At 69.9% G+C, this 25,574-nt stretch carries 24 protein-coding genes; 11 read left to right on the top strand and 13 right to left on the bottom strand.

What is annotated here, in order from left to right; genetic code table 11:
- Positions 1 to 241: 241 nt before the first annotated feature.
- The 6 genes from FHR82_RS03070 to FHR82_RS03045 are packed head-to-tail and all read left to right on the top strand — an operon-like array spanning position 242 to position 5,658.
- Positions 242 to 1,795, top strand: a complete 1,554-nt coding sequence (locus FHR82_RS03070) for an ATP-binding protein (RefSeq protein ID WP_184808666.1) — start codon at positions 242 to 244, stop codon at positions 1,793 to 1,795.
- A complete protein-coding gene (locus tag FHR82_RS03065; protein ID WP_225943964.1) occupies positions 1,792 to 2,190 on the top strand; it encodes a roadblock/LC7 domain-containing protein in 399 nt (132 codons plus the stop codon). Before FHR82_RS03070 ends, FHR82_RS03065 begins: the two co-directional genes overlap by 4 nt.
- A gap of 13 nt (positions 2,191 to 2,203) precedes the next feature.
- Positions 2,204 to 2,548 (top strand): DUF742 domain-containing protein, encoded by a 345-nt coding sequence (locus FHR82_RS03060; RefSeq protein ID WP_184808665.1) that lies wholly within the window; start codon positions 2,204 to 2,206, stop codon positions 2,546 to 2,548.
- On the top strand, positions 2,529 to 3,155 hold the full coding sequence (locus FHR82_RS03055; RefSeq protein ID WP_184808664.1) for a GTP-binding protein: 627 nt from the start codon (positions 2,529 to 2,531) through the stop codon (positions 3,153 to 3,155). Before FHR82_RS03060 ends, FHR82_RS03055 begins: the two co-directional genes overlap by 20 nt.
- Positions 3,156 to 3,196: 41 nt before the next feature.
- On the top strand, positions 3,197 to 4,402 hold the full coding sequence (locus FHR82_RS03050) for a cytochrome P450 (RefSeq protein ID WP_184808663.1): 1,206 nt from the start codon (positions 3,197 to 3,199) through the stop codon (positions 4,400 to 4,402).
- A gap of 17 nt (positions 4,403 to 4,419) precedes the next feature.
- Entirely contained in the window at positions 4,420 to 5,658 is a 1,239-nt protein-coding gene (locus tag FHR82_RS03045) for a cytochrome P450 family protein (RefSeq protein ID WP_184808662.1), read from the top strand.
- A 190-nt stretch (positions 5,659 to 5,848) separates the two neighbouring features.
- Here FHR82_RS03045 and FHR82_RS03040 read toward each other — a convergent pair whose 3' ends face one another.
- Positions 5,849 to 6,013 (bottom strand): DUF397 domain-containing protein, encoded by a 165-nt coding sequence (locus FHR82_RS03040; RefSeq protein ID WP_184808661.1) that lies wholly within the window; start codon positions 6,011 to 6,013, stop codon positions 5,849 to 5,851.
- Positions 6,014 to 6,039: 26 nt separating this feature from the next.
- Positions 6,040 to 6,891, bottom strand: a complete 852-nt coding sequence (locus FHR82_RS03035) for a helix-turn-helix domain-containing protein (protein ID WP_184808660.1) — start codon at positions 6,889 to 6,891, stop codon at positions 6,040 to 6,042.
- A gap of 34 nt (positions 6,892 to 6,925) precedes the next feature.
- Here FHR82_RS03035 and FHR82_RS03030 point away from each other — a divergent pair, with 34 nt between their 5' ends.
- From FHR82_RS03030 to FHR82_RS03020, 3 genes are read left to right on the top strand one after another with little or no spacing between them, the layout of a single operon-like run.
- Positions 6,926 to 7,072, top strand: coding sequence for a hypothetical protein (locus FHR82_RS03030; protein WP_192772866.1), 147 nt, complete (start codon positions 6,926 to 6,928; stop codon positions 7,070 to 7,072).
- A 30-nt stretch (positions 7,073 to 7,102) separates the two neighbouring features.
- Positions 7,103 to 7,720: an RNA polymerase sigma factor gene (locus FHR82_RS03025; protein WP_184808658.1), complete on the top strand. Its 618-nt coding sequence runs from the start codon at positions 7,103 to 7,105 to the stop codon at positions 7,718 to 7,720.
- Complete coding sequence (locus tag FHR82_RS03020; RefSeq protein ID WP_184808657.1) at positions 7,717 to 8,721, top strand: hypothetical protein; 1,005 nt, start codon at positions 7,717 to 7,719, stop codon at positions 8,719 to 8,721. The genes FHR82_RS03025 and FHR82_RS03020 overlap by 4 nt, the downstream gene beginning before the upstream one ends.
- A 78-nt stretch (positions 8,722 to 8,799) precedes the next feature.
- Here the strand turns inward: FHR82_RS03020 and FHR82_RS03015 are convergent, their stop codons facing one another.
- The 4 genes from FHR82_RS03015 to FHR82_RS03000 form a co-directional block, all read right to left on the bottom strand.
- Positions 8,800 to 10,941 carry an OmpL47-type beta-barrel domain-containing protein gene (locus FHR82_RS03015; protein ID WP_184808656.1) on the bottom strand — a complete coding sequence of 714 codons (2,142 nt, stop codon included), beginning with the start codon at positions 10,939 to 10,941 and terminating at the stop codon, positions 8,800 to 8,802.
- A 66-nt stretch (positions 10,942 to 11,007) separates the two neighbouring features.
- Positions 11,008 to 15,000, bottom strand: coding sequence for a ThuA domain-containing protein (locus FHR82_RS03010; RefSeq protein WP_184808655.1), 3,993 nt, complete (start codon positions 14,998 to 15,000; stop codon positions 11,008 to 11,010).
- A gap of 24 nt (positions 15,001 to 15,024) precedes the next feature.
- The gene (locus FHR82_RS03005) at positions 15,025 to 16,185 is read right to left on the bottom strand and encodes a multicopper oxidase domain-containing protein (RefSeq protein ID WP_184808654.1); all 1,161 of its coding nucleotides are present in this window, start codon (positions 16,183 to 16,185) and stop codon (positions 15,025 to 15,027) included.
- Between the two features lie 340 nt (positions 16,186 to 16,525).
- Positions 16,526 to 17,068 (bottom strand): TetR/AcrR family transcriptional regulator, encoded by a 543-nt coding sequence (locus FHR82_RS03000; RefSeq protein WP_184808653.1) that lies wholly within the window; start codon positions 17,066 to 17,068, stop codon positions 16,526 to 16,528.
- Positions 17,069 to 17,153: 85 nt separating this feature from the next.
- On the opposite strand from FHR82_RS03000, the gene FHR82_RS02995 reads away from it, so the two are divergent.
- Entirely contained in the window at positions 17,154 to 18,005 is an 852-nt protein-coding gene (locus FHR82_RS02995) for an LLM class flavin-dependent oxidoreductase (RefSeq protein WP_184808652.1), read from the top strand.
- Between the two features lie 36 nt (positions 18,006 to 18,041).
- Here FHR82_RS02995 and ptsP read toward each other — a convergent pair whose 3' ends face one another.
- The 7 genes from ptsP to FHR82_RS02960 are packed head-to-tail and all read right to left on the bottom strand — an operon-like array spanning position 18,042 to position 24,708.
- Positions 18,042 to 19,664 (bottom strand): phosphoenolpyruvate--protein phosphotransferase, encoded by a 1,623-nt coding sequence (gene ptsP / locus FHR82_RS02990; RefSeq protein WP_184808651.1) that lies wholly within the window; start codon positions 19,662 to 19,664, stop codon positions 18,042 to 18,044.
- Positions 19,657 to 19,923 carry an HPr family phosphocarrier protein gene (locus FHR82_RS02985; RefSeq protein ID WP_184808650.1) on the bottom strand — a complete coding sequence of 89 codons (267 nt, stop codon included), beginning with the start codon at positions 19,921 to 19,923 and terminating at the stop codon, positions 19,657 to 19,659. The genes ptsP and FHR82_RS02985 overlap by 8 nt, the downstream gene beginning before the upstream one ends.
- 29 nt (positions 19,924 to 19,952) lie before the next feature.
- On the bottom strand, positions 19,953 to 21,008 hold the full coding sequence (locus FHR82_RS02980) for a zinc-dependent dehydrogenase (protein ID WP_184808649.1): 1,056 nt from the start codon (positions 21,006 to 21,008) through the stop codon (positions 19,953 to 19,955).
- Positions 21,009 to 21,011: 3 nt separating this feature from the next.
- Entirely contained in the window at positions 21,012 to 21,458 is a 447-nt protein-coding gene (locus FHR82_RS45610; RefSeq protein ID WP_184808648.1) for a PTS mannitol transporter subunit IIA, read from the bottom strand.
- Positions 21,451 to 22,929 (bottom strand): PTS mannitol transporter subunit IIBC, encoded by a 1,479-nt coding sequence (locus tag FHR82_RS02970; RefSeq protein ID WP_184808647.1) that lies wholly within the window; start codon positions 22,927 to 22,929, stop codon positions 21,451 to 21,453. The genes FHR82_RS45610 and FHR82_RS02970 overlap by 8 nt, the downstream gene beginning before the upstream one ends.
- Positions 22,926 to 23,903 carry a 1-phosphofructokinase gene (gene pfkB, locus FHR82_RS02965; RefSeq protein WP_184808646.1) on the bottom strand — a complete coding sequence of 326 codons (978 nt, stop codon included), beginning with the start codon at positions 23,901 to 23,903 and terminating at the stop codon, positions 22,926 to 22,928. Before pfkB ends, FHR82_RS02970 begins: the two co-directional genes overlap by 4 nt.
- Positions 23,904 to 23,946: 43 nt before the next feature.
- Entirely contained in the window at positions 23,947 to 24,708 is a 762-nt protein-coding gene (locus tag FHR82_RS02960) for a DeoR/GlpR family DNA-binding transcription regulator (protein WP_184808645.1), read from the bottom strand.
- Positions 24,709 to 24,895: 187 nt separating this feature from the next.
- On the opposite strand from FHR82_RS02960, the gene FHR82_RS45605 reads away from it, so the two are divergent.
- Positions 24,896 to 25,573: a DUF742 domain-containing protein gene (locus tag FHR82_RS45605; protein WP_225943965.1), complete on the top strand. Its 678-nt coding sequence runs from the start codon at positions 24,896 to 24,898 to the stop codon at positions 25,571 to 25,573.
- Position 25,574 lies beyond the last annotated feature (1 nt).

The following is a 25,574-nucleotide window of genomic DNA, read 5'->3' as shown; positions in this document are numbered from 1 at the left end:
GCCACCCGAATGCGTAGTCACCCACACGGACGCCGCCTCATCCGATAGAGATAACCGCAGGTCACAACCTCTACCAGGGAAACCATAATTTCCCGTTAACACAACGAATTCAGCCTATCCAGTGAATGTCCGACCTTGACCCTTGAGATAGCCTCGTGTCTCGCTGCTTACGGTGCGGTGCTGTGGGTGAGCGCCGACAACGGGCAGCACGGTCCCCCCGAATCTCGACCATAAGGTGATCATGACAGTCTCATCGCCCGTGTCGTCATCGCCGCGATACGCGGGCCCGTGGACCTGCATCGCCGGTGTCGCCGGTTACGTCGCCGTATCGCCGCTGATCTTTCGCGAGCTCGAGTCGCCGATCTGGGTTGTCGTGTGGCTCGCCGTGGGGGCGATCGCGATCGGGGTCGTGGCCGCCGGGGCCGCTCGTACGGCGCGGGCCGGGCGGGAGCACATCGACGAGCTGCACCGGCTCGACGACGAGAACCACAACCTCGCCGCACTCGCCGAGACGCGTTACATCGCGCTCGAGACCCTCGTCGAGCACCAGCTCCCGTCCGTGGTGAACGGGATGAACGCGCCGCCGTTGCCCGACCTGACGGCGGACGACGTCTCCGCGCACATGCTCGCCGCGGCGGCCGTCCACTTCGGCCGCCTCCGGGACGACCAGCTGGCCAGGCAGGACGCCGTGGCCGCGGCCGTCGTCGCGCTGGGACGGAAGGTCCAGGCCTCCGCGCACCGCATCCAGGAGGAAGCGGCCCGGATGGTGCAGGCGCACCCCACCGACCCGGACGTCCTCCACACCAGCATGCGCATCGACCACGCGGCCGCCCAGCAGGCCCGCAACGCCCAGACCCTCGCCGCTCTCTGTGGCGAATGGCCCGGTCAGCAGTGGCACGAGCCGCTGCCGCTCGCGGACGTCGTGCGTGGCGCCGCCGGGCGCATCACCGCCTACCAGCGCGTCGAGGTCTCCGGCGACCCCGCGGTCGCGGTGTCGGCGCGGGTCGTCGAACCGCTGATCCACGTGGTGGCCGAGCTGCTGGCCAACGCGACCCAGTCCTCCCCGCCCACCACGCAGGTCCTCGTGACGCTGCGGCAGGTGCAGCGCGGTGCGGTGATCGAGATCGACGACGGCGGTGTCGGCCTCGACGACAAGCGGCTGGAGCAGGCCAGGGAGATCGCGTCCGGGCGCAGGCCCGTCGGGCTCGCCGACCTCGGCGAGATCCCGCAGACCGGGTTGCCGGTGGTCGGCGCCTACGTGCGGCGCCACGGGTTCCGCGTCGACGTCACCGAGTCCGTCTACGGCGGTCTGCGTGCGATCGTGCTGGTGCCGACCGACCTGACCGAGGCCGTCGCGCCGTCCGGCATGGTCGCCGCCGGGACGCACGCGCTCGCCCGGCGCCAGGAGCGGCACGCCATCGCGCCCGCACCCCGGGAGCCGGAGCCGGAGCCGGTCTGGGAGCTGGAACGCCAGAGCGGCGAGGTGGAGCTGCCGACGGAACCGGATCCGTTACCACCGCTGGTGCCTGCCAGCGAGGAGGGCGAACTGCCCGTCCTGCCCCGCCGCCGTTCCCGGCGCGGGCACGCGGTGCCGCAGCAGCCGCAGGTCGACTGGCCGGCCGAGCGGGACGTCGAGGAGGCGCCCGAGCAGGCGGGGCAGTGGATGAACGCCTTCCTGTCCGGTGCCGCGGCGGCGAACGGTGAACTGGACCTCGACGGCACGGAACAGCTCTACCAGTCGGACAAGCACGACGACCAACCACACGGCGCAGAAAACTCGGAGGACCTTCGATGACGACCCAGCCCGTCGACAACAGCTGGATGCTGGAGTTGATCAGGACGGTGCGGGGCGTACGCCATGTCGTCGTGCTGACCTCCGACGGACTGCTGAAGGTCCGCACCGACCACACGCCGGCGGACGTGGCCGACAAGCTCGCCGCCGCGTGCGCCGGGCTCACCGCGCTGGGTCAGGGCATCAGCAAGGAGTTCGGCACCGGTGCCGGGCCCCGGCAGGTGATGGTGGAGTTCGACGGCGGCTTCCTGTTCGTCCGCGGCGCGGGCGACGGGTCGCGGCTCGCGGTGGTGACCGAACCGGTCATCAACCCGGCACTGGTGGCACAACAGATGCAGGCACAGGTACTCGTGATCGGTGAGCGGACGCTCTCGACCCCGACCCGCAGCGGCGGCTGAGCCCGGGACGACCATGGACGACTACCGCGACAGCCCGATCCGGCCCTACGTCCTCACGTCCGGCCGGGCGCACCCGTCCCGCAACACGATCAGACCCGAGACGTTGCTGGTGGTCGACCCGGACGCGCCGCGGCCCGTGTCGGCCTCCAGAGAGCAGAGAGCGCTGCTCGACATGTGCAGCGGCGTGCTCTCCCTCGCCGAGGCGGCCGCGCACCTGCGGCTGCCGGTGAGCCTCGTGGTCGTGATCGCGTCGGACCTCGTCGACACGGGACACCTGTCGATCCGCTCCGCGCTGCGCCACTCCCTGCCCTCCGCTGAACTCCTGGAGAAGGTGCTAGATGGTCTCCGCAAACTCTGACTGGCCGGACGGACGCTCCGACACGCGTTATGTCGCGCCGACCGTCGCACAGTCGGTGAAGATCCTCGTCGTCGGCGCGTTCGGGGTCGGCAAGACGACGCTGATCGGCTCGGTCTCCGAGATCGCGCCGCTGCGCACCGAGGAGACCATGACGTCCGCGAGCGTCGGCGTCGACTCGCTCGCCGGGCTCGACGAGAAGTCGACCACCACGGTCGCCATGGACTTCGGCCGCATCACCGTGAGCTCCGAGGTCGTGCTGTACCTGTTCGGCACGCCGGGCCAGCGCCGGTTCTGGGACCTGTGGGAAGGCCTCGCGGAGGGCGCGGTCGGCGCGCTGGTCATCGTCGACACCCGGCGCGTCGAGGACAGCTTCGAGGTGTTCGACCAGCTCGAGACCCGCACCGGGATGCCGTTCGCGGTGGCGGTCAACGAGTTCCCGGACGCACCGAAGTACACCACCGAGCAACTGCGCGAGGCGCTCGATCTCCTGCCGGACACCCCGATCGTCCTGTGCGACGCCCGGAACAAGGAGTCGTCCGCGCACGCGCTGATCACCCTCGTCGAACACGCTCTCCACCACCCAGCATCGCAGAAGGCACTCACGTGACGACATCAGCAAGTTCACGGCACCGGCGGCGGCTGTCGGACATGGCCGGCCTGACTCCGCTCATCGAGACGACGGCGGCGCCCGATCCGCAGGTCGCGTACCGGGAGCTGCAGGAACGCTGGGGCGCGGTGGCGCCGGTCGAGCTGGAGCCGGGCATCCCGGCGTGGCTCGTCATGGGGCACCACGAGATCTGCCAGGTGGTGCGCAACGAGCAGCTGTTCTCCCGCGACCCCAACAACTGGCGGCTGTTCACCGACGGGGTGGTGGCGCCGGACTCGGGTCTCGGCCCGATGATGTTCCCGCGCGACAACGCCTACTTCGCCGACGGCGAGAAGCACCGGCGGCTGCGCGGCCCGCTCGACGACGGCCTGGAGAGCCTCGACGAGCACCGCATGGCCCGGTTCATCCGCGCCACCTGCACCGACCTGATCAGAGAGTTCGAGCTGCAGGGCAAGGCGGACCTCGTGTCCGACTACGCCGCCGTGGTGCCGATGCTGACCGTTGCCGGGTTCTTCGGCATCGGCCGCGAGCAGGGCCACGAGCTGCGGGCCGCGCTCATCGCGCTGTTCTCCTCCGCGGAGGACTCGCAGCCCGCGGCGCACAACCTGGAGCGGATCCTGTCGGGCACGATGAACGCCCGCCGCAACGTCCCCACCGACGACCTGACCACCGCGTTCCTGCGGCACCCCAACCTGCACAACGACTTCGAGATCCAGCAGTCGATCGTGCTGATGATCTCCGCCGGCTACGAGACCACGACGTCGTGGATCGCGCAGACGCTGCGGCTGATGCTCACCGACCCCCGGTTCGCGGGCCGGATGCGCGGTGGTCGCCTCGGCATCGACGACGCGCTCGACGAGGTGCTGTGGCGCGACCCGCCGATGTCGAACATGCCCGCCAGGTACGCGCTCGTGGACTGCGAGCTGGCCGGTGCGCACATCCAGCGCGGCGACGCGCTGATCCTGGGCCTCTCGGCGGCGAACAACGACCCGCGCGTGCACACCGACGACTCGTGGCTGGAGGTCGGCAACCGCTCGCACCTCGCGTGGAGCGCCGGTCCGCACGCCTGTCCCGCGCAGCGGCCGGGGAGAATGATCACACGGATAGCGGTCGACACCGCTCTGCACCGGCTACATGATGTTTCGTTGGCGATTCCGGCCGACGAGGTCATGTTGCTGCCCTCACCCTGGACACGCTGCCCCGCCAGCCTGCCGGTTCGCTTCACTCCGCCAACACGAAACTCCTAGGCGCAGGAGGCATTCTGATGACCGACTCGGTCACCGCCGACGTCCCGACCATCCACCTCGACCCCATGGGTACCGACCACCACGGGGAAGCGGCGCGGATGCGGGAGCTCGGTCCGGTCGTACGAGTCATCCTTCCCGGCGACGTGGCGGTGTGGGCCGTCACCACCCACGAACTGCTCGCGCAGCTCGTCACGAACCCGTTGGTCAGCAAGGACTGGCGCAACTGGAGCAGGATCCAGAGCGGCGAGATCACCGACGAGTGGCCACTCGTCGGGATGATCAAGGTCACGAACATGGTGACCTCGGACGGCGACACGCACCAGCGGCTCCGCCGTCCCGTGACCCGCACGTTCACCCGCGGCCGGGTGGAAGACCTCCGCCCGCGCCTGGAGGAGAACGTGAACGGGCTGCTGGACGCACTGCCGTCGCACGCTTCCCCGGACGGTGTCGTCGATCTGCGGCAGCACTTCGCGTACCCGGTGCCGATGAACATGATCTGCGAGCTGTTCGCGGTGCCCGTCGAGTGGCGGCAGCGCCTGCGGGAGCTCGTGGAGAGCATCTTCCTCACGAACGTGACACCAGAAGAGGTCGTCGCCACCCAGCGCGAACGGCACGACCTGCTCAACCGGCTCGTGGACCTGCGCCGCGAGGAACGCGGCAACGACCTCACCTCCGCCCTCATCGAACTCGGTGAGCAGGGCGAGGAGACGCTGACGAAGGAAGAGCTGATCGACACGATCTGGCTGTTCCTCACGGCGGGCCACGAGACCACGCTGAGCCTGATCGTCAACGGCGTGCGGGCGCTGCTGACACACCCGTCGCAGCTGGAGCTGGCGATGAACGGCGACGCGGCCACCTGGCACGCGGTCGTCGAGGAAACCCTGCGCTGGGACGCACCGATCGGCAACTTCCCGGCCCGGTACCCGTTGGAGGACATCGAGATCGCGGGTGTGCCCATCCCCAGAGGCGAGGCGATCCTCGCGCCGTACAGCGGTGTCGGGCGGGACTCGGCACACCACGGCCAGACGGCGGACGAGTTCGACATCACCCGGCCGCCGACCAGACACCTCGCCTTCGGCGGCGGACCGCACGTCTGCCTCGGCGCCCACCTCGCGCGGCTGGAGGCCAACGTGGCACTGCCCGCGTTGTTCGCGCGGTACCCGGAGCTGTCGCTGGCGGCGAAGCCGGAGGAACTGGTACCGGTGCCGTCGTTCTTCTCCAACTCGGCGGCCGCGCTGCCCGTTCGCCTGAGCTGAAACCTTTCAGAGAACCACAAAGGCGCGAAGGCGCGAAGGGCGCAGCCTCGGGGGCGGGGGCGCAAGCCCCACACCACCCCCGAGGCTGCCTGCCATCCCGGAGCCCTGCCCCTCCGGCGAGGACAAACCCCAACAAGGCAGAACCCCTTGACGAGGACAACCCAACCCGGCCAACGAAGTGGACACAGCACTAGAGGGAGGCGCGGAGCGCCTGCCACGCCGGCTCGGGAAGCGTCAGCAGGCCGCCGTCGGGGTTCTTGGAGTCGCGAACGGCGGTCAGCTCGGGCGTCCTGGCGATCTCCACGCAGTCGGAGTTGGTGTTGCCCTGACTGGAGCTCGACTTCCGCCAGTTCATCGGCAGTTCCTTTCTGGTGCGCGCGGCTACGGCCGTGACAGCTCCCACAGGAACGGGCGGGTCTGCTCCGGCCCGAGAGCGTGCACCCGCTGCTGCTCCCAGAACGTGGTGAACCTCGTGAGGTTCTTCTCGTCGTGCAGGATGTCGCCGCCGTCGTACTTCTCAACGTACGTCACGTGGACGGTGTCGAAACCGAAGATCGTGTAGGTCTCCTCCTGGCCCGGGTAGTAGCCGTTGCGGAAGGGCGAGACCCGCACCTCCACGTTCGGCCGGTCGATGGCCGCCATCAGCACGCGCGCCTGCTCACGCAGCACCGAGTCGCCGCCGCCGACGTTCTCCAGCGAGCGCAACGCCGCCTCGTGGATGACGAACCAGAACCGCTGGTCCGTGTTGTCCAGCGCGGCCTGGCGGCCGAGCCGTCGCTCCACACCGCTCTCGACCTCGTCGGCGGGCCACGACGGGCGGTAGGCGCGGAACAGGTAGCGCATGCAGTCCTCGGTCTGCAGCAGCCCGGGGACGACCATGCTGTTGTGGCGCCAGGTGGTCTCCGCGCTGAACTCCATGTCGACGACCTGCCGCATGGTGCCCTCGAACCTGTTGCGCAGCACGCCTTTCCAGCGCGGCAGCTGTTTCCGCGCGGCCGCCGCCATCTCGAACAACTCGTCCCGCTCGGCGACCTCGTACAGCTCGAGCAGCAGCTCCAGGTCCCGCCGGCTGACCGCGCTCACGGCCGTCTCGATGTTGGCGACCTTGGACTGCGACCACTCGAACCGCTTGGCCACCTCCAGCTGTGACAGCAGCGCACGCTCACGCAGCGCCTCCAGCCGCTGCCCACACATGATCTTGTGGACCAGCGGCGGGAGCGGGCCACGCCCCATCGAACACCTCCGTCGTCAACCTGATGTGATGGCCATGGCCGAGGAACGCACCGACCGCACGCAGATCGTCTGCGGCCGGTCTCCGTACGGCGCCGTCGAGATCGTGGTACAACGCCAAGCATTGTCGGCTCTGGCCGAGCAGGTCACCGGCGCACTGGAACAATTCGACGCGATCGAGTGAACCGAATCGTCGTTGCGGGCAACAGGGGGCATGACCACGACACGATCGCCAGTCGGCTCCGGTGCCGCGCCACCCGGCTCGCCCCCGGCGGACGAGCGGCTGCTCGCCGACTCCCTGCACGAGCCGGAGCGGTTCTCCGGGCTGTTCGACCGGTACGCGCCGGTGGTGCACGGCTACCTGTCGCGCCGGGTGGGGGCGCTGGCCGACGACCTGCTGAGCGAGACGTTCCTGCAGGCGTTCCGGGGCCGGGAAGGCTACGACCCGGCGCGCGGGCCCGTGCGTGCCTGGCTGTTCGGCATCGCCACGAACCTGGTGCGCCGCCACGCCCGCGACGAGGAGCGCCGCTACCGGGCGCTCGGCAGAGCCGCGGCGGCGCTCGACCCGACCGCGAACGAGTTCGGCACCAGCACCGACAGCCGGGTCGACGCGCAGGCGCTGCGTGCCGACCTGGCCGACGTGCTGGCCGGTCTCGCGCAACCGGATCGCGACGTGCTGCTGCTGTGGGCGTACCTGCAGCTGCCGTACAGCGAGATCGCCGCCGCGCTCGACGTGCCGGTCGGCACCGTGCGCTCCCGGCTGCACCGTGCCCGCGGCGTGGTCCGCACCCACCTCGGCCCGCGTTGGCTGACGAGCGAGGAGTCCGCATGACCGACCTGAACGAGTTCACCGTGCTCCGCGACTACGGCCCGTCCGCGTCGCCGCCGTCGGAGGCCGTGCTGGCGAGCGCCCGCGCCGACCTGATGGCAGAGCTGTCACCACCCACGGCGAAGCCGCGCAAGACCAGGTTCAGCCTGCGCATCGCGGCGGCCGTCGCCGCCGCGCTCGTCATCGGCACCGTCGTCGCCGTCGGCCAGTTCGGCGGCGACACCACCGAGGTCCCGCGGGCGGAGAACAGCGGACCGGTCCGCCTCGTGGAGTTCCGCACCCCGCCCCTCCCGCCCGAGCTGAATCCGGTCCCGGACGGTCTCGACGCTGGTGGCCTCACGGGCGAGCCGGGGTGGATCGGTCGTTTCTACAGCCCTCCCGATCCCCGCGCTCACGACCGGATCGGCGTCCTGGTCTCCTGGCGCGGACACAACCCGCAGAACATCGACGAGGACCACCGCGAGACGACCTACGACGGGAAGAAGGCGTTCGTGGCGGAACTCGAGGCGTTCGACGGCGCGGACCCGTCGAAGATCTACCGTACGGTGCGGCTGTCGTGGGAGAGCGCGCCGGGCGCGTGGACGATCCTGTCGGGCAGCGGACGGTTCGCCTCCGAGAAGGCCGTGCGCGCTCTGGCCGACACGCTCGTGGCCACCACCGACGAACTCGAGCTGTCGATCGGTGTCGCACCGGCGGGCTGGGAACTGGCCGCCTTCAAGCCGGGCGTGACGACCGTCCTCGACCCCGCGTCCCCGGACCGGGAGCTGACCGTCAGCCTCCGGGACGGCCTGGTCGAGGACTTCGCCGAGGGCACGATGGTGCTCGTCGAGCGGAGCGTGCCGGTCACGATCAACGGCGGCCGCGGCGAACTGCTCGCACTGACCGACGGCACGTGGATGCTCCAGGCCCTGCTGCCGGATGGCCGCGCGTTCCTGCTCCAGGCGTCCGGCGGCTTCACGCAGCAGCAGGTGGTCGAGGTGGCCGAAGGCGTGCACACCGCCTGACTCCCCGGCCCACCAATACAAAGAGCCTCCCCGGGCAGGCGGTGACCGCCCGGGGAGGCTCTCCTGCCGACGCGCGAGTCAGACTCGCGACGTCGGGGTGCCCACGGTCGAGTTGACGGCCGCGGTCACGATTCGATCGCGCAGGGCGCCGGTGATGACGCCGTTCTGCACCAGTTCCCTCGTCACTGCCTTGACGTGCCGGACGAACTGGTTGTGGGTGTTCCACTGACCGTCTTCGTCGATGACGTCGTTGATCGTGCAGCCGTTGCCGGTGTCGATGTTCGCCACCTGGCTGTCGATGTCACCGATGATGACGGTGTCGCGGACATCCGAGTCCGGGCACACGTCCGGGCCCGGCGCGGGGCCGGACTCGACGATCGTGAACGAACCCGTCAGCTCGGCCGACGTGTTGCCGGCCAGGTCCGTCGCGCGGTAGGCGAAGTTGTGCGTGCCCGCCGTGTTCACGACCACCGGCTCCGAGTACTCGGTCCAGGCCCCACCGTCCAGTTTGTACTCGACGGAGCCGACCCCCGAACCGGTGTCCAGCGCGGAGATGCCGATGTTCGCCGCGTCGAGGAACTGCCAGCTCGAGTTCTGGGTGCCGCTCACCACCGCGGACACCGACGGCGGGGTCTCGTCGACCTCGCCTGCCACCACGGTGAACGTCTCCGAGCCTTCCGTCGACACGTTGCCCGCCCCGTCCGTCGCGCGGAACAGGACCGTGTGCTCGCCGGCCGCCGAGACCTGCACGGCCTCGGTGTACGGCGCCCACTCGGCGTCGTCCAGCTTGTACTCGACCGACGCGACACCCGAACCGCCCTCGTTGTCGGTCGCGGAGACCGTCACCATGGCGGAGCCGATGTAGGCGCCGTTCTCGTCCTGCTGACCGACTACCTGCCCGGTCACTTCCGGCGCGGTCGTGTCCTGCGTGACCACCGTGAAGTGGGCCATGCCCTCCTCGGAGACGTTGCCCGCCACGTCGGTGGCGCGGTAGCCCACCATGTGCATGCCGGGCGTGTTCACCGCGACCGGCGTCGAGTACGCGGTCCACGCGCCATCGTCCACCTTGTACTCCACCGACGCGACACCGGACTCGGCGTCCTGTGCGGAGACGGTCACGGTGGCGACGTCGACGTAGTTGCCCTCGTCGTCCTGCGTGCCGGAGACCTCGGCGTCGACCGTCGGCGCCGTGGTGTCGGACGAGTCGGCCACCACGGTGAACTGCTTCGAGCCCTCCGTGGAGGCGTTGCCCGCCTCGTCCGTCGCCCGGTAGGCCACGGTGTGCGCGCCCAGCACGGAGACCAGCACAGGCTGGGTGTACGGCGCCCACGCGGCGTCGTCCAGCTTGTACTCGGTGGTCGCCACGCCGGAGCCGCCCTCGTTGTCGGTGGCGGTGACCGTCACCGTGGCGGACTCGACGAAGTTGCCGTCGCCGTCCTGGTTGCCGGTGACCGTCGCGTCGACGGTCGGCGGCGTGGTGTCCTCACCGCCGCCACCTTCGACGACGGTGAAGGTCTTCGAGCCCTCCGTGGACACGTTGCCCGCCACGTCGGTGGCGCGGTAGGCGACGGTGTGGGCGCCGACCGCCGACACCGCAACGGGTGCGGTGTAGGGGGTCCACGCGCCACTGTCCAGCTTGTACTCGGTGGACGCGACACCGGAACCGCCGGTGTTGTCGGTGGCGGCCAGGTTGATGGTCGCCTGGTCGACGTAGTTGCCGTTCGTGTCCTGCGTACCGGTGATCGTGGCGGTCACCGTCGGCGCGGTGGTGTCCCCGCCGCCGCCCTCCACGGTGAACTCACCGGCCATCGTGCTGTGGCCGGGGACTGTGCAGAAGTAGCGGTACTTGCCCGGCGCCAGCGTCACGGTCGCCTCGTGGCGGCCGTTGTTGGCGTCGAACGGGTTGGCCGTGATGTTCAGCGACACGTCGTGGTTGTAGCCCGGCGTGGACGTATCGAACGTCAGCGTGTGCGACATGCCGACCTCGTTGCCGGTCGCCTCGCTGTTCTCGAAGATGATCGTGGTCTCGCCGGCGACCGCGGTGGTCGGTGCGGACGTGTACGCGTTCTGGTTCTCGTCCGCGGTCCACGTGAGTGTCTGTGCTGCTGCGGCCGCGGTGACGGGCGGTGGTTCCGCTGCCCGGGAGGCGGACGCGGGGAGCGCCACCAGCCCGAGAACGGCCACCGCCGCGCCTAACGCGGCGATGAAGCGTCGGGACATGTCAGAAAGTCCTCCAAGAGGGGCGGCCGGGCGGCGCCACGTGCGCGCGCCGCCCGGCCGATCCGGCTACAGGGGCCGCACCCGGACGTTGCGGAACTCGGCGAGGTCGTTGTTGCCGTGGTTCTGGAGGCCGATGAAGCCCTCCGCGAACTGGCGCAGCGTCGTGTTCGGGTCACCGGCGCGGGAGGACTCCTGCCCCGGTGCGTTCTCGAACTCGTTGATCACCACGCCGTTGCGGATGATCGTGTAGTGCTGGCCGACAACCTTGATCTCGTAGTCGTTCCACTGGTTCTTCGGCGTGGCACCGGCTCCTGCGAGGGAGTTCGGGTCGAAGTTGTAGACCGACCCGGTCTTCTGCGGTTCACCGGTCTCGCCGTCGTAGATCTGGATCTCGTGTCCACAGTAGATCGCGACCCACGCCTGCGAGGTCCGCGCGGCGCCGACCGTGCCACAGCTGCCCGGCGGGCGCTGCTCCAACGGCGTGCGCAGATCCGGGAAGCGGACGAACACGCCGGTGTTGGCCCGGAAGCCCTCCGGTGCGATGTCCTTGAACTGCAGCTTCAGCGAGAAGTCCTTGAAGGAGTTCTTGCTGTACCACAGCATCCCGAGACCACCGCTGGGCCGCAGGGACCCGTCCGGCTGGATCGAGAAGTCACCCGACGGCGCCATCGACCAGTTGGCGAACGAGGACTCCGTGCCGTCGAACAACGCGTCGTAGCCGTACTGACCCGGGTTGCCGATGACGGAGGCCTTGGCCGCGTCGTTCAGCTTGGTCTGCTGGCCGGCGTTGATGATGCCGAGCTGCTTGAGGTTCTTCGCGACTGTCTGGACGTGGTTCACGAAGCCGGCGTGTGACGGCCACGTGCTCTCGTCGTCGATCAGGTCGTCGATCTTGCAGCCGCCACCGGTGTTCTTGTTGTTCACCGTGGTGTCGACGGCATCCTCACCGGGGCCGAACTTGACCGTGGTGGTCGGGTCCGACACCGAGCAGCCCACGTTCACCGCGGTCCGCGAGACCACCACTTCGCCGTCGGCGTAGGTCGTGGTCAGCTTGGCGGTGTACGGGCCCGTGCGGGTGTAGGTGTGCTTCGGGTTGGCCTCCGTGGAGATGGTGCCGTCGCCGAACTCCCACTTCCAGGAGACGCCGCCGGACTTCGAGCCGTTGAACGAGTAGGTCAGCGGCTTGTTCTGCACCGCGACGTTCGACGCCGCCGGCGTCGGGGTCGCGGCACCACCGATGTAGCTGATCTTGATCAGCTTCTGGTTCGCGGCGATGGTGAAGAAGCCGCTGCCGTAATCCATCATGTACAGCGCGCCGTCCGGACCGAACTTGGCGTCCATCCAGCTCTGCAGCTTGTTGTCACCGCCACCCGGCGGGATGATCTGCCGCAGCGTCTCCGCGAACACCGGCGGCTGCGCCGTCGGCACACCGGCCGGGTCCACCGTCACGGCGATCCGGTTCTGCGCGTTGGACTGGTCCCCGATGAACCACTTGTCATCCCAGTACTCCGGCCACGCGACACCGCTGTTGGTGTTGACGCGGTCGTAGTGGTACGTCGGACCGGACATGACCGCCTGGCCGCCACCACGCAGGTAGGGCTGGGTGTAGGTCGCGTCCGCGGCGACGTAGGTCGGGATGTTGCTGTTCGGGCGGTTCGGGAAGATGGGGCCCCCACCGTCCGGCGAGTACCAGATCATGTTCTTCTTCACCGGCGGCAGGTTGATCAGACCCGTGTTGCGCGGCGAGGTGTTGATCGGGTTGTCGCAGTCGTACCAGCCCGTGAGGACGGCCGCGTCACTGCTGCTGCGGTCGCGGTACGGCTGCTTGTTGCCCATGCAGTACGGCCAGCCGTGGTTGCCTGGCTCGGTGATGATCGTCGCGGTCTCGTACTTCGCCGGGCCGAGCTCGGGGCTCGGCGACGACGCGTCCGGACCGACCCACGCGGTGGTCACCCAGTTGTGCTCCGGGTCGACCTGCAGGCGTGCCGGGTTGCGGACACCCATCACGTAGATCTCGGGCCGCGTCTTGTTGGCGGTGTCGTTCGCCTCGGGGAACAGGTTCCCCTCGGGGATCGACGCGGTGCCGTCGGCCTCCGGGTGGATCCGCAGGATCTTGCCGTTCAGGTCGTTGGTGTTACCCGAGGTGCGGCGAGCGTCCTGGAAGGACACACCCTTGTACTCCTGCGTCCAGTTGTTGCCGGAGTACCCGTTCGAGCCCTGCGACGAGTTGCTGTCACCGGTGGAGACGAACAGGTTGCCGTCCTTGTCGAACGCCATGCCGCCACCGACGTGGCAGCAGCTGTGGATCTGCGTGTCCCACGACAGCAGGTCCTTGCGGGTCGCCTGGTCGATCGTCAACGTGGTCTTGTTGAACGTGAAGCGCGAGACGGTGCGCTTGCCGATCCGGGCGTCGCGGTCGATCGACTCGTGCGGCATCCAGTAGGCGTAGACCCAGCCGTTGTCCGAGAAGGCCGGGTCGAGCGTGATGCCGACCAGTCCCTCCTCGTTCTTGACCAGTTCGCCACCGCTGCCGCGGTTGCCCATCACGACGAGGGTGGTGGCGAGCTTCGCCTTCTTCGTCGCCGGGTCCCACACGTGGATCGTGCCGCAGCCCTTGCCGATGTCCGGGTTGGTCCAGTCGTTCGGCTGGGGCACCACGTTGTCGGCGCACGCGCCACGGCCGATGTAGAAGACCTTGCCGTCCGGCGCGATCGTCAGGCCGTGCGGCTCGCCGATCTGGTCGAGCTGGCCTGCCGCGTTGTTCGCGTTCAGCTTCTCGACCTTGTAGTTGGACGCGATGGTCGCCTTGCAGTCACCGCGCACCATGCCGGTGGTCCACTTCAGCGCGCCGAGGATGTGGCTGCGGAACGCCTCCTCGCCGTAGCTCGCCTCGGTGCGGCCCATGCCGGTGTAGAAGGAGCGGCCACCCTCGTAGTCACGGCACCACGAGATCGGGTGGAACGCGCCGTTCGCGCCGGTGCCCGGGGTGTAGGTGTTCTCCCGCACCTGGGCGATCGTGTGCACCTGGCCGACCGGGTTCTGCTCCCAGTTGAGGAAGCGGTCCGTGCGGTTCCAGGTCATGCCGAGGCCCTCGTTGGCCGGGTGGTGCCGGTCGGTGACGTCGATCGTCGCCTCCTGCACCGCGGGCTCCGGCGGCGGCGGGAGCTCCGAGTCGTCCGCGACCAGGTCCCAGTCCGCGAGCTGCGTGGCGGTCTCACCGGCGTTCGCGGTGATGTTCAGCCGGTAGTGCGCGTACGCCGTGGTGTTGGTGAACGTGAACTCACGCTTCTGGAACCGCTGCGGGAAGTCCTGGTCGGTGCGGGTGTCCAGATCGACCCACGTCGTACCGTCGTTGGAGCCCTGCAGCGTCCAGTTCTTCGGGTCGCGGTTGTCGAAGTCGTTCGCCGAGGTCAGCGAGTAGCTCGACACCGCGAAGGGCGCGGCCAGCTTGTAGGCGATCCAGGCCGTGCGGCTGAACGCCAGCCACTTGGTGGCCGGGTCCCCGTCGATCAGCTTGTCCTTGCCCTCGTTCGGCGCGTTCTCACCGCTGGCCGTGACCTCGGAGACGAGCCGGGAGCCGGCCGGACGAGCGCCGATGAGGCCGGTGAACCAGGTGGAGTTCTCCTGCGCGCGGGCCGCGTCGGAGATGCCCAGGAAGCCGCCGCCTGCCTTCATGTAGCGCTGCAGCGCGGCTTCCTGCCCGCTGTTCAGCTCGACGCCCTGTGCCGACAGGTATACGACGCCGCGGTACTTGGCCAGGTTCGCGGCGCTGAACACCGCGGGGTCGGACGACGCGGTCACGCCGATGCCACTCGCGGACGCCAGGCTGGTGATCGCGTCCGTGGCCCGGACGACCGGGTCCTTCTGCGCCGCGGCGGCGCCGCGGAACACGAGGATGTTGATCGGTGCGGTGGCCGCCGGTGCTGCCGCCGCGGCAGGTGCCGGTACTGCCGCGACTGTGCTGATCAACGACGCACCGAGAGCCAGCGCTGCACCGAGCGCTGTGTATCCGCGGGCTCGTCGCCTTCGCGACCAGCCGATAGAGCTTCTTCGCCCCATGGTCGGGCTGTCCTTTCTCTGCACTTACTTGTGGCCGCCGTGCGTTGGCTTGGTGGATGGCTGGTTCTTCTTGGCCTTCTTGGCGGACGGGTTGTCCGGCGCGATCGGCGCGATGCCGTCGTGCGGGCCCGTGGGCACGGGTTCGGCGCCCATGGCCTTCATCTCCGTCGCGGACATCGAGGTGTGCGCGTGGCCGTGGAAGCGGTCGATCGCCTCCTGCGCGCCGGGCGGCATGCTGCCGTCCGGGTTGCGGACCAGGAAGACACCCGACATGCCGGAGTCGGAGTGGCCCTGGACGTGGCAGTGGTACATCCACGCGCCCGGGCCCACCCCCTCACCGGCGATGACCTGGAATCCGAACGAGCCGCCGGGGTTGAGGTCCTTGTTGTCGAGGACCGGCGTGTTGTCGTTCGCGCTCGCCAGCATGCCGGTGCGGGTGTCCGCCCAGCGGTGTGCGTGCAGGTGGAAGGTGTGCAGCAGGTTCCCGTGCCCGATGCAGATCCACTCGACGCGCTCACCCTGGTTCGCCTCGAACATCGGGGTGTCCGGGGCGATCTTGTTGTTGATGGTCTGTTCGTTGAACACGACCGTGTACTGCCGGTCGGGCAGCAGGTCGCCGCGCTTGCGGACGATCAGCCCGCCGTACAGGCCGCGCATGAGCCCGATGGTCCCGTGGTCGCCTCGCATCGCGTGGTCGTGGTAGTGCCAGAAGCCCGCACTGCCCGGCATGTACACACCGTCACGCTGGTAGGTGGTGCGGGTGCGCCAGGTGTAGACGCGGGTCTCGCGGGGGTTGTTGAACGAGCCGTTGAACGGCGCGCCGTCCGAGTTGGTGTCGTAGTTCACGCCGTGCGGGTGGATCGACAGCCGCTCGTCGGTGTTGTTGACGAGCTCGATCTCCAGCGTGTCGCCCTCGTAGATCTCCAGCAGGGGGCCGGGGACCGTCGGCTTGCCGGGTTCAAGGGCGTAGCCGACCAGGTTGGTGCCGGGCAACAGCTCGGCGTAGAGGGTGATCTGGCGGGTCTGGCCTGCCGCTGCCGCGGTCGCGGACGCGGACTCGGCCCCGGCCGCCGCGGAGAACGCGGCGACGCCGCTGGCCGCTACGGCGGGGGCGAGTACACCCGCTGCCGCGGCGCCGGCGAGCATCGATCGGCGCGAGAGCGCCGGTCGGCCGTCTCTGTCCATTGTGGAACTCCGTTCATGGGCACGGGAAGGAGCGGTCGCGCGGACCGCTCGCGTTGCTGCTGGGATGTGGAGACGCGGCGCGACACACAGATGGCACGTGGGTGACGTCCGTTGTCACGCTGCCTCGCCTTTCGACCCGGGGTGGCTTTCCGGGCGTCCCTCTGGTGGCGTGGACATAGCCGCTTCCGACTAAACGACTCGAACTTATGTCGATCGTCGACGAAAGTTAAGGCCCAAATGGCGTAACGAGCCGGACAGTATTTGACAGTTGATCATGAACGGGGACGGTGATCCCCGGTGTTAGTACACCCGGTGACCGAATTTTGACCGTCGTGTCCGACTAGGGCCGCAGCCCCGCGACGAGGAACCCGACCAGCTTGCGCGCGTCGTACCGGTCGTCGTGGTCGGCTCCGATGCAGAGGTTGCCGACACCTCGCATCAACTCGTAGGCGTCAAGACCCGCACGGATGTCACCCGCCTCGGCCGCGGCCGCGAGCAGGTCGGCACACACGGGCACGAGGCGGTCCAGGAAGTAGGCGTGGAGCGTCTCGAAGCCGGCCTCGTCGGACCGCAGGGCGGCGGCCAGCCCGTGCTTGGTGACGAGGAAGTCGGCGAACAGGTCGATCCACCTCCCGAGCGCGACGTGCGGGGACGGGCTCTCGGCCAGCAGGGCGGGCCCGGCCTCGGCGCAGGCCTCGACCTGGTGCCGGTAGACCGCGACGACCAGGTCCGCCCTGGTCGGGAAGTGGCGGTAGATCGTGCCCATGCCGACGCCGGCCTCGGCCGCGATCGCCCGCACCGGCGCGTCGACCCCCGAGGCGACGAACACCGAGGCCGCCGCGTCGAGCAGCGCCTTCTCGTTGCGCCGCGCATCCGCCCGCATGCACCCTCCCTTGCGAACCGGAACGTTGCTCCGTATCGTTGCGGAGCAGCGTTCCGGTTATCGTGGTGTCACGGAGGACCCTCTCATGCGTTTCGGGATCATGACAGCGCCCATGCAGGTCACCTACGACGACGTCGTCCGGGTCTGGCGTGAGGCGGACGAGGTCGCCGAGATCGAGCACGCGTGGCTGTTCGACCACCTGATGCCGATCGGCGGGGACCCCGCCGGGCCTGCCTTCGAAGGGTGGACGCTGCTGTCGGCCCTGGCCGCGCGGACCCGGCGGCTGCGACTCGGCGTGCTGGTGACGAGCAACCGCTTCCGCCCGCCCGCTGTCCTGGCCAAGATCTCGACGACCGTGGACATCGTGTCCGGTGGTCGCCTCGACTTCGGCATCGGCGCGGGTTCCCGGCCCAGCCATCCACTCGCACGACGCGAGTACGACGCCCACGGTCTGCCGTACCACGACGCCGGGGACGCGGTGGCCGCCCTCGCCGAGGCGTGCACGGTGATCCGGCGCCTGTGGACCGCCGGGGAGCCGTTCGACTTCTCCGGCACCCACGTCCGCCTCACCGGCGCGTTCGGCAACCCCAAGCCCGTCCAGCGCCCGCACCCGCCGATCCTGATCGGCGGCCGCTCGTCGGCGACGCTGCGCGTGGTCGCCGAGCACGCGGACCTGTGGAACTTCCCCGGCGGGGACGACATGGTCGAGCGCAGCGCGCTGCTGGACCGCTACTGCGCGGAGATCGGCCGCGACCCGGCTTCGATCACCCGCTCGATCCCCGTACCGGTGTCGTACGACTCGCCAGAGGTGACACGGTCGGCCATCGCGGTGGCGGCTGAGGCCGGGTTCCGCCACATCGTGCTGAGCTTGCCGGCGCCGTACCCGGCAGGCGTGGCGAAGTGGGTCGCGGAGGAACTGATCCGTCCGTCGGTCTAGTGCTGACGGAGCCTCGCGCGCGGCGCCCTCATGGCATCAGGCCTCCGCTACTGCCTTCCTGGCCGACTCCGCGGTCGGGGCCGCCAGCGCCAGCTCCGCCAGCCGGCGGCACTCAGCCGACGTCCGCGAAGCCAGCGACGCCCGGACAGCGGCCACGGACGGCGCCGACATCGACAGCGTCGTGATCCCCATGCCCGCGTACACGCACGCCAGCAACGGATCCCCGGCCGACTCGCCGCACACGCCCACCGGCTTGCTCAGTTCCTGCCCGGCCGACGCGACCAGCGCCACCAGCTCCAGCACCGCTGGCTGCCACGGGTCCAGCAGGTCCGCCAGCTCGCCGTTCATCCGGTCCGCCGCCATCGTGTACTGGCTCAGGTCGTTGGTGCCCAGGGACACGAAGTCCACTTCGGCCAGGATCTGCCGGGCCTTCAGCGCCGCGGCCGGCACCTCGATCATCACGCCGGCCGTCCGCAGCCCCGCCTTGTACACCAGTGCGGCGAACTCCGCGGCCTCCTCGGCCGTGGCGACCATGGGGGCCATCACCCACACGTCGGCCGACGTGGCGGTGGCCGCGCGGGCCACCGCCTCCAGCTGCTCGGCCAGCACCGACGGGTCCACGCGCGACGTGCGCAGCCCGCGCACCCCGAGGGCCGGGTTGTCCTCCGCCGCCAGCCCGAGGAACGGCAGCGGTTTGTCCGCACCCGCGTCCAGGGTCCGCAGCACCACCTTGCGGTCCCCCGCCACCTCGAACAGCTCCCGGTACGCCGTCTCCTGCTCGGCGACCGGAGGCGCGGAAGTCCGTCCCAGGAACAGGAACTCCGTGCGGAACAGGCCAACACCCGCACCGTCGGGCGTCAGGTCCTTCGCGCCGCCCACGTTCTGCAGCAGCGGGACCGCGACACCGTCGGCGGTCTGGCCCGGCCCGGTCAGGGACGCGTTCCGTTCGCGTTCTTCCTGCCCGGCCGCGGCGATCTCCTCGGCCTGTGCCGGGGAAACCTCGGCCACCGCGCCGGTGACGCCGTCCACCGACACCGGCGTGCCGTCCGGCACGTCGAGGATTCCGGCGCAGCCCACCACCGCGGGCAGGCCACGGGCACGCGCCAGGATCGCCGTGTGGCTCGTCGGGCCGCCGCGACGGGTGACGATCGCCAGGACCGAGTCGTCCAGCAGTGCGGTGTCCGCCGGGGACAGGTCGTCGGCCACCAGGACGTACGGGACGCCTGGGCGCGGCAGGCCCGGCATCGGCACGTCGAGCAGCCATGCCACCGCGCGGTCCCGCAGGTCGGCGAGGTCCGCCGCCCGCTCGGCGAAGTACCCGCCCAGCGAAGCGAACTGTTGCTGCTGGTCGGCGATGGCGTCCGTGATCGCCCACGCCGCGGGCCTGCCGTAGGCCACCTTCGCGGTGACCGCCTCGGCCAGGGTCATGTCCGCGGCCATCATCGCTTGTGTGGCGAGGACTTCCGCGGCGGGACCGGTGACCCGCGCGGCCAGTTCGTCGAGTGACGTGGCCACGAACTGGAGTGCCTTCGCCGCCCGCTCCGTCTCGTCCGGGCCGGGGGCCGGTACCTCGGCAGGCAGGACCGGCGGGGCACCCATCGCGTGGACGGGGCCCGCCGTGCGTCCCGGGCTGACGCCCAACCCGTGCAGCTCAGGCATCGAGATCCTTCTCCAGCACCTCGGCCATCGCCGCGAGGGCGGCGTCGGCACCGTCGCCGTCCGCGGAGATGGTGACCGTGTCACCGCCGTGCGCGCCCAGCGAGAGCACGGCGATGATGCTCCTCGCGTCGACCGGTGGCTTCTCCCCGGTGCCGATGCGCACGGTCACCGACTGGGCCTGTGCGGTCTTCACGACGGTCGCCGCCGGCCTGCCGTGCAGGCCGATCCGTGACCCGACAACAACGTCCCTCGTGGGCATGCGTCCTCCTCGACGGGGCCCTGCCGAACTTACGGCTGGATGGTCACCTTGATCGCCGAACCCGACGACACCAGCTTGATGGCGTCGTGCAGCTCGGACAACCGGAGCCGGTGCGTGATCAGGTCGGCGACCGGCACCTGGCCGGACGCGATCAGCTCGAGCGCCTTCTTGTTGTGCGCGGGGCTGGAACCGTTGGCGCCCACGATGGTCAGCTCGCGGTAGTGCACCAGGTTGGAGTCCAGCGTGATCGTCGGCTTGTCCTTCGGCAGGCCGCCGAAGAAGCTGATCCGGCCGCTGCGGGCGGCCATGTGCTGCGCGTCCTCCTGCGCGGCACCGGCGGCGGCCGCGGTGATGACGACGTCCACACCGCGCCCGTCGGTCAGCTTCTTCACCTCGTCGATCGCGTCGACCTCGGCCGAGCAGATCGTCGCGTCCGGCCTGACCTTCGCCGCGGACATGTCCAGGCGCGCGCGGTTCAGCTCCACCAGGAACACCCGGTTGGCGCCGCGGGCCCGCGCGAGCCGCACGTGCAGGCAGCCGATGGGCCCGGCGCCGACCACGACCACGTCGTCGCCGGGGCCGACCTTCGCCAGCTCCTGCCCGTTCAGCACGCACGCGAGCGGCTCGGCGACCGAGGCCTCCGCGAAGTCCACGCCATCGGGGATCCGGTTGAGCCCGTCGACCGCGAGCACCTGCCTCGGCACGATCAGGTACTCGGCGAACCCGCCGTCGTAGTGGTAGCCGACCGAGGTCTGGTTGGGACAGACCTGCATCCGGCCGTCCCGGCACTCGGCGCACTGGCCGCACGGGACGGCCGCGATGACCTGTACCCGGTCGCCCGCGGCCCAGCCGCCTGCGTTCGATTCGGGAATGTCCGACCCGACCTCGACGACCTCACCGGCGATCTCGTGGCCGATCACGCGCGGTGGCACCAGGTGGTGGTGGCCGTGGTTGAAGATCTTGACGTCGGTGCCGCAGGTCGAGCACTGCTTCACCGCGATCTTCACCTCGTCCGGGCCCGGGTCCGGCTCGGGCGCCTCCTCGAGGCGGATGTCACCGGGGGCGTAGAAACGCGCCACCTTCATGGGTTACAGGTCCTTCCCTATTGATGCGAGCAGGTCGTGGACCGCGTCGACACTCGCCGAGCCGCGCAGCTGCTCGGCCTGCGCGGGATCCATGAGGATCTGCGCGAGGGCCGACAGCACGGTCACGTGCTCGTCGCCCTTCGCGGCGATCGCGACGCAGATCGTGACGGTCTGGCCGTCCCAGTCCACCCCTCCGGGGAACTGCAGCACCCCGAGCGTGGTGCGGCGCACCAGTGCGCGGCTCTCGTCGGTGCCGTGCGGGATCGCGACGCCCTCGCCGATGAACGTCGACACGGACTTCTCGCGTTCCAGCATGGTGTCCGGGTAGCCGTCCTCGACCGCGCCGAGCTCGACGAGCACGGCGCCGCACTGGCGGATCGCGTCCCACTTGTCGGCGGCCGCCAGGCCGAGGCGGATGCCCTCCTTCGGGAGGACCGTCGACTCAGCCACGGATCTCGCCGCCTTCCTTGATCGCGTTCTCCAGCCGGTCGAACGCCGGGTCGCCCAGGAACATCCGGAACTCCACGACCACCGCGTGCGGCACGGTCGAGCGGGCCCGGTCGGCGAGGTCGGCGTGCGTGAGCACGAGCCGCGCCCCGGCCGGGATGTCGTTGACCGCGACGTGTTCCACGGTCACGCCGTACGGCTTGAGCCGGGTCCGCATCTGGGACGCCAGCATCACGCTGGACCCCATGCCCGCGTCGCAGGCGACCACGATGCTCTTGACATCGCTGCCCGAGATGACGGGCCGGGTCGTGGTGGCTCCGTTGCCCTGTGCCGAAGCCGGGGCGTCGTCCAGCGGGGGTGGGGCGTCGGCGGCCGGGGCGGCGGCCGCCGACGGATCCGGGGCCGACGTGTCGTCGGCGTCTGCGCCGCGGCCGAACTTCATCAGCACCGCCGCGACGATGAACGAGACGGCCGTGGCGACGGCGATGCTGAGCAGGACGCTCAGGTGACCACCGCGCGGCGTGACCGCCATGTAGGCGAAGATGCTGCCCGGCGCGGGCGGTGCGACGAGACCGGAGTTGGTCACCAGCGCGGTGCCGACACCGGCCATGCCGCCGGCGATCGCGGCCAGGATCAGCTTCGGCTTCATCAGCAGGTACGGGAAGTAGATCTCGTGGATGCCGCCGAAGAAGTGGATGATGATCGCGCCGGGGGCGGTCGGCCGGGTCTTGCGCGGTCCGAACAGCCAGAACGCGACCAGGATGCCGAGTCCGGGGCCGGGGTTGGTCTCGATCATGTACAGGATCGACTGGCCGGTCTCCCGCGCCTGCTCCAGGCCCAGCGGGCCGAACACGCCGTGGTTGATGGCGTTGTTGAGGAACAACGCCTTCGCGGGCTCGACGACGATCGACACGAGCGGCAGCAGGCTGTTGTCGACGAGGAAGTCGACGACGTTGCTGGCCCCGTTGGTGAGCGCCTCGACGATCGGGCCGATGCCGACCAGGCCGAGCAGTGCCATCGCACCACCGAGGATGCCCGCCGAGAAGTTGTTGACCAGCATCTCGAAGCCGGACTTGATCTTGCCTTCCAGCGCGCGGTCGAACCACTTCATCAGCAGTGCCGCGAGCGGGCCGATGATCATGGCGCCGAGGAACATCGGCACGTCCGCGCCGACGATCACACCCATGGTGGCGATCGCGCCGACCACCGCGCCGCGCTGGCCGTGGACCATGCGGCCGCCGGTGTAGCCGATGAGGATCGGCAGCAGGAACTTGATCGTCGGGTCGACCAGTTCGGCGAGCGTCGCGTTCGGGAGCCAGCCGGTCGGGATGAACAGCGCGGTGATCAGGCCCCACGCGATGAACGCGCCGATGTTGGGCATGATCATGCCGGCCAGGTTGCCGCCGAAACGTTGGATCCGGGCGCGGACCCCGTTGCCCTGTAAGTGTTTCAGCTGGGAGACGTCAGTCGTCATTGAATCCGCTCCAGTTTCTGCTGCGCAGTGTGCTGCCCTCCGTCGAGGGCACGTGAGAGGTCAGCCGAGGCGTGGACCCGGACGGAGTCGCGGTCCACGTCGCCGGGGCCCGGCATCCGGCTGCCCGGCAACCGGACCGCGGCCGCACCCCACGACAACGCCTCGACGAGGGCATCCCCGCCGGTCACCCCACCGGCCAGATACCCGGCGAGCATCGCGTCGCCCGCACCGACCGCACTGCGGCCGCGGTCGACCGGCGACTCGCCGTAACGCACCCCTTGCCCGTCCACCAGCACCGCCCCGTCGGCGCCGAGGCTGGCGAGCACCGTCTCCGCCCCCTTGCCACGCAACACTTCCGCGGCCCGGACCACATCGGCGAGCGTGTCGATCCCGAACCCGACCGACTCGGCCAGCTCCTCCCGGTTCGGCTTCACGAGCGTCGGCCGCGCCGCGAGCGCCGCGGTGAGCGCGGGCCCGGACGTGTCGACGACGAACCGGATGCCGCGCTCGGTCAGCCGGGCGCCGAGGTCGCGGTAGAACGTGTCCGGGACGCCGGGCGGGAGGCTGCCGCTCGCGACCACCCAGTCGGCGGCCACCGCGGTGTCCAGCACCGCCTTCACGATGCGCTCCATGTCGTCGCGCACCAGCTCGCCGCCGGGCTCGTTGATCTTGGTGACCTCGCCGTCCGGCTCGACCAGGCTCACGTTGGACCGCGTGTGCCCGGTGACCGGCACCGCACACACGTCGATGCCCTCTTCTTCGAGGAGTTCACAGAGCTGCCTGCCTTCCGGCCCGCCACGGGGGACGACCGCGCAGGTCGGCAGCTTGTGCGCGGCGAGGGCACGGGCGACGTTGACGCCCTTGCCACCCGGGTCGAGGCGGGTGCCGCTCGCCCGGACCATCGCACCGCGAACCAGCTCCGGGACCTCGATGGTGCGGTCCAGGCTGGGGTTCAAGGTGAGCGTCAGGATCATGCGCTGGTCACTCTCCGACCACGCTCGTGCTCGGCGAAAAGGTTCATGTGCGGATCACCCTCGGTCCCTGCCCCTCGATCTCGGCCGCGGTCTGCGGGTCGAGGCCGCTGTCGGTGATGAACATGTCGATGTCCGACAGCTCGGCGAAGCGCGCGAGGTGGTCGGAGGACAGCTTGGTGTGGTCCGCGAGCAGGACCGTCCGGCGCGCGGCGGCCACCATGGCCTTCTTCACGGCGGCTTCCGCCTGGTCAGGCGTGGTGAGACCACGTTGGACGGACATCCCGTTGGTCGCGAGGAACGCGACGTCCACATAGGACTGCGCGAGTGCCTCCATGGCCCACGGGTCGACGCAGGCGAGCGTGCGCGAGCGGACGCGGCCACCGATGAACAGGACGTTGAAGTTCGCGCGGCCCGCGAGCGAGAGCGCGATGGGCAGCGCGTTGGTGAGGACCGTGAGCTGCCGGTCCACGGGCAGGATCTCGGCGAGCCTGGCGGTGGTGGTGCCCGCGTCGAGGAGGATCGAGCCCTCCTCGGGGACCTCGGCCAGGGCGGCCTTCGCGATCCGGTCCTTCTCCGCGCCCAGCACCGCGTCGCGGGCGGCCAGCGCCGGCTCGAAGCCGAGCCGTTCGACGGGGATCGCGCCACCATGTACGCGGCGGAGCAGGCCATGACGCTCGAGGACGGACAGGTCACGCCGGATCGTCTCGCCGGTCACGGCCAGTTCGGACGCGAGGTCGGCGACGTCGACCCGCCCCTCGCGCCGGGCCCGGTCCACGATGTGCTGCTGCCGCTCTTCTGCGTACATGTGGATTTACCACCGTTTCATCTTTGTATCGTTGTGTTTACCTGGTTTGACTACCCCAAGTCAACACCTGATTTACCGCGGGCACCTCTCCGCCACCCCTCCCCTCCGGGCTGGAAGACCCTTGCCGGGCGATGTGAAATCGACGTAATATCCGCCCACCTAGGCCGACCAGTGGTGGTGAGCAGGCTTGTACTACGGCGGCTGGGGCAACTACCAGGAGTGGGAAGCGAACGACTTCCGTCCGAGACCACCCGACGAGACGCCGCCACCCGCCCCGGAACCGGACGGCGCCGTGAGCGGCACGTTGCCCCCGCCCACTCCGGCGATCCTGCCGATCGGCCCACGCTCCGTGGTCCCGGCGGGCCGCAAGTCGCTGGGCCGCCGCGACAAGAAGGCGAAGAAGCTCCTCCCCCTGGCCCCGCCGCCGACCCCCGCACCCGACCTCGTGTCGCCGCTGGCCGACGCGGGCCCGTGGCCGGAGCCGAAAGAGCCGGCACCACTGTCGGCGGAGGCGCTGTCTATGGAGGCGAGCAGCCCGAAGCAGCTGGTCCGGCCGTACACGCGCACCGGCGGGCGCACGCACGTGAACTACCGCCTCGAACTGGAGACACTGCTGTCGACGGCCCTGTCCCGCGGCCGCGACCGCGCAGGCCTGCGCGACGACCTGCGGGCCATCTACGACCTGTGCCGGACCCCGCACTCGACCGCCGAGGTGTCGGCCCACCTGGGGCTGCCGTTGGGCGCGGCCCGCGTCCTGATCGCGGACGTCGTGGACCTCGGCCTGCTGCACGTCCACGAGACGGCCGAGGACAAGCCGACCCTGGACCTCCTTTACCGGGTCGCGGCGGGTCTGAAGAATCTCTGAC

The sequence above is a fragment of the Actinophytocola algeriensis genome, assembly GCF_014203735.1.
GTDB classification, from domain to species: Bacteria; Actinomycetota; Actinomycetes; order Mycobacteriales; family Pseudonocardiaceae; genus Actinophytocola; species Actinophytocola algeriensis.
This window is presented reverse-complemented; position numbering and strand designations above follow the sequence as displayed.

What these genes read in the sequence shown, in the direction of transcription:
- FHR82_RS03070 (WP_184808666.1), top strand. Translation starts at nt 242, where the DNA reads ATGACAGTCTCATCGCCCGTGTCGTCATCGCCGCGATACGCGGGCCCG.
- FHR82_RS03065 (WP_225943964.1), top strand. Translation starts at nt 1,792, where the DNA reads ATGACGACCCAGCCCGTCGACAACAGCTGGATGCTGGAGTTGATCAGG.
- FHR82_RS03060 (WP_184808665.1), top strand. Translation starts at nt 2,204, where the DNA reads ATGGACGACTACCGCGACAGCCCGATCCGGCCCTACGTCCTCACGTCC.
- FHR82_RS03055 (WP_184808664.1), top strand. Translation starts at nt 2,529, where the DNA reads ATGGTCTCCGCAAACTCTGACTGGCCGGACGGACGCTCCGACACGCGT.
- FHR82_RS03050 (WP_184808663.1), top strand. Translation starts at nt 3,197, where the DNA reads ATGGCCGGCCTGACTCCGCTCATCGAGACGACGGCGGCGCCCGATCCG.
- FHR82_RS03045 (WP_184808662.1), top strand. Translation starts at nt 4,420, where the DNA reads ATGACCGACTCGGTCACCGCCGACGTCCCGACCATCCACCTCGACCCC.
- FHR82_RS03040 (WP_184808661.1), bottom strand. Translation starts at nt 6,013, where the DNA reads ATGAACTGGCGGAAGTCGAGCTCCAGTCAGGGCAACACCAACTCCGAC.
- FHR82_RS03035 (WP_184808660.1), bottom strand. Translation starts at nt 6,891, where the DNA reads ATGGGGCGTGGCCCGCTCCCGCCGCTGGTCCACAAGATCATGTGTGGG.
- FHR82_RS03030 (WP_192772866.1), top strand. Translation starts at nt 6,926, where the DNA reads ATGGCCGAGGAACGCACCGACCGCACGCAGATCGTCTGCGGCCGGTCT.
- FHR82_RS03025 (WP_184808658.1), top strand. Translation starts at nt 7,103, where the DNA reads ATGACCACGACACGATCGCCAGTCGGCTCCGGTGCCGCGCCACCCGGC.
- FHR82_RS03020 (WP_184808657.1), top strand. Translation starts at nt 7,717, where the DNA reads ATGACCGACCTGAACGAGTTCACCGTGCTCCGCGACTACGGCCCGTCC.
- FHR82_RS03015 (WP_184808656.1), bottom strand. Translation starts at nt 10,941, where the DNA reads ATGTCCCGACGCTTCATCGCCGCGTTAGGCGCGGCGGTGGCCGTTCTC.
- FHR82_RS03010 (WP_184808655.1), bottom strand. Translation starts at nt 15,000, where the DNA reads ATGGGGCGAAGAAGCTCTATCGGCTGGTCGCGAAGGCGACGAGCCCGC.
- FHR82_RS03005 (WP_184808654.1), bottom strand. Translation starts at nt 16,185, where the DNA reads ATGGACAGAGACGGCCGACCGGCGCTCTCGCGCCGATCGATGCTCGCC.
- FHR82_RS03000 (WP_184808653.1), bottom strand. Translation starts at nt 17,068, where the DNA reads ATGCGGGCGGATGCGCGGCGCAACGAGAAGGCGCTGCTCGACGCGGCG.
- FHR82_RS02995 (WP_184808652.1), top strand. Translation starts at nt 17,154, where the DNA reads ATGCGTTTCGGGATCATGACAGCGCCCATGCAGGTCACCTACGACGAC.
- ptsP (WP_184808651.1), bottom strand. Translation starts at nt 19,664, where the DNA reads ATGCCTGAGCTGCACGGGTTGGGCGTCAGCCCGGGACGCACGGCGGGC.
- FHR82_RS02985 (WP_184808650.1), bottom strand. Translation starts at nt 19,923, where the DNA reads ATGCCCACGAGGGACGTTGTTGTCGGGTCACGGATCGGCCTGCACGGC.
- FHR82_RS02980 (WP_184808649.1), bottom strand. Translation starts at nt 21,008, where the DNA reads ATGAAGGTGGCGCGTTTCTACGCCCCCGGTGACATCCGCCTCGAGGAG.
- FHR82_RS02970 (WP_184808647.1), bottom strand. Translation starts at nt 22,929, where the DNA reads ATGACGACTGACGTCTCCCAGCTGAAACACTTACAGGGCAACGGGGTC.
- pfkB (WP_184808646.1), bottom strand. Translation starts at nt 23,903, where the DNA reads ATGATCCTGACGCTCACCTTGAACCCCAGCCTGGACCGCACCATCGAG.
- FHR82_RS02960 (WP_184808645.1), bottom strand. Translation starts at nt 24,708, where the DNA reads ATGTACGCAGAAGAGCGGCAGCAGCACATCGTGGACCGGGCCCGGCGC.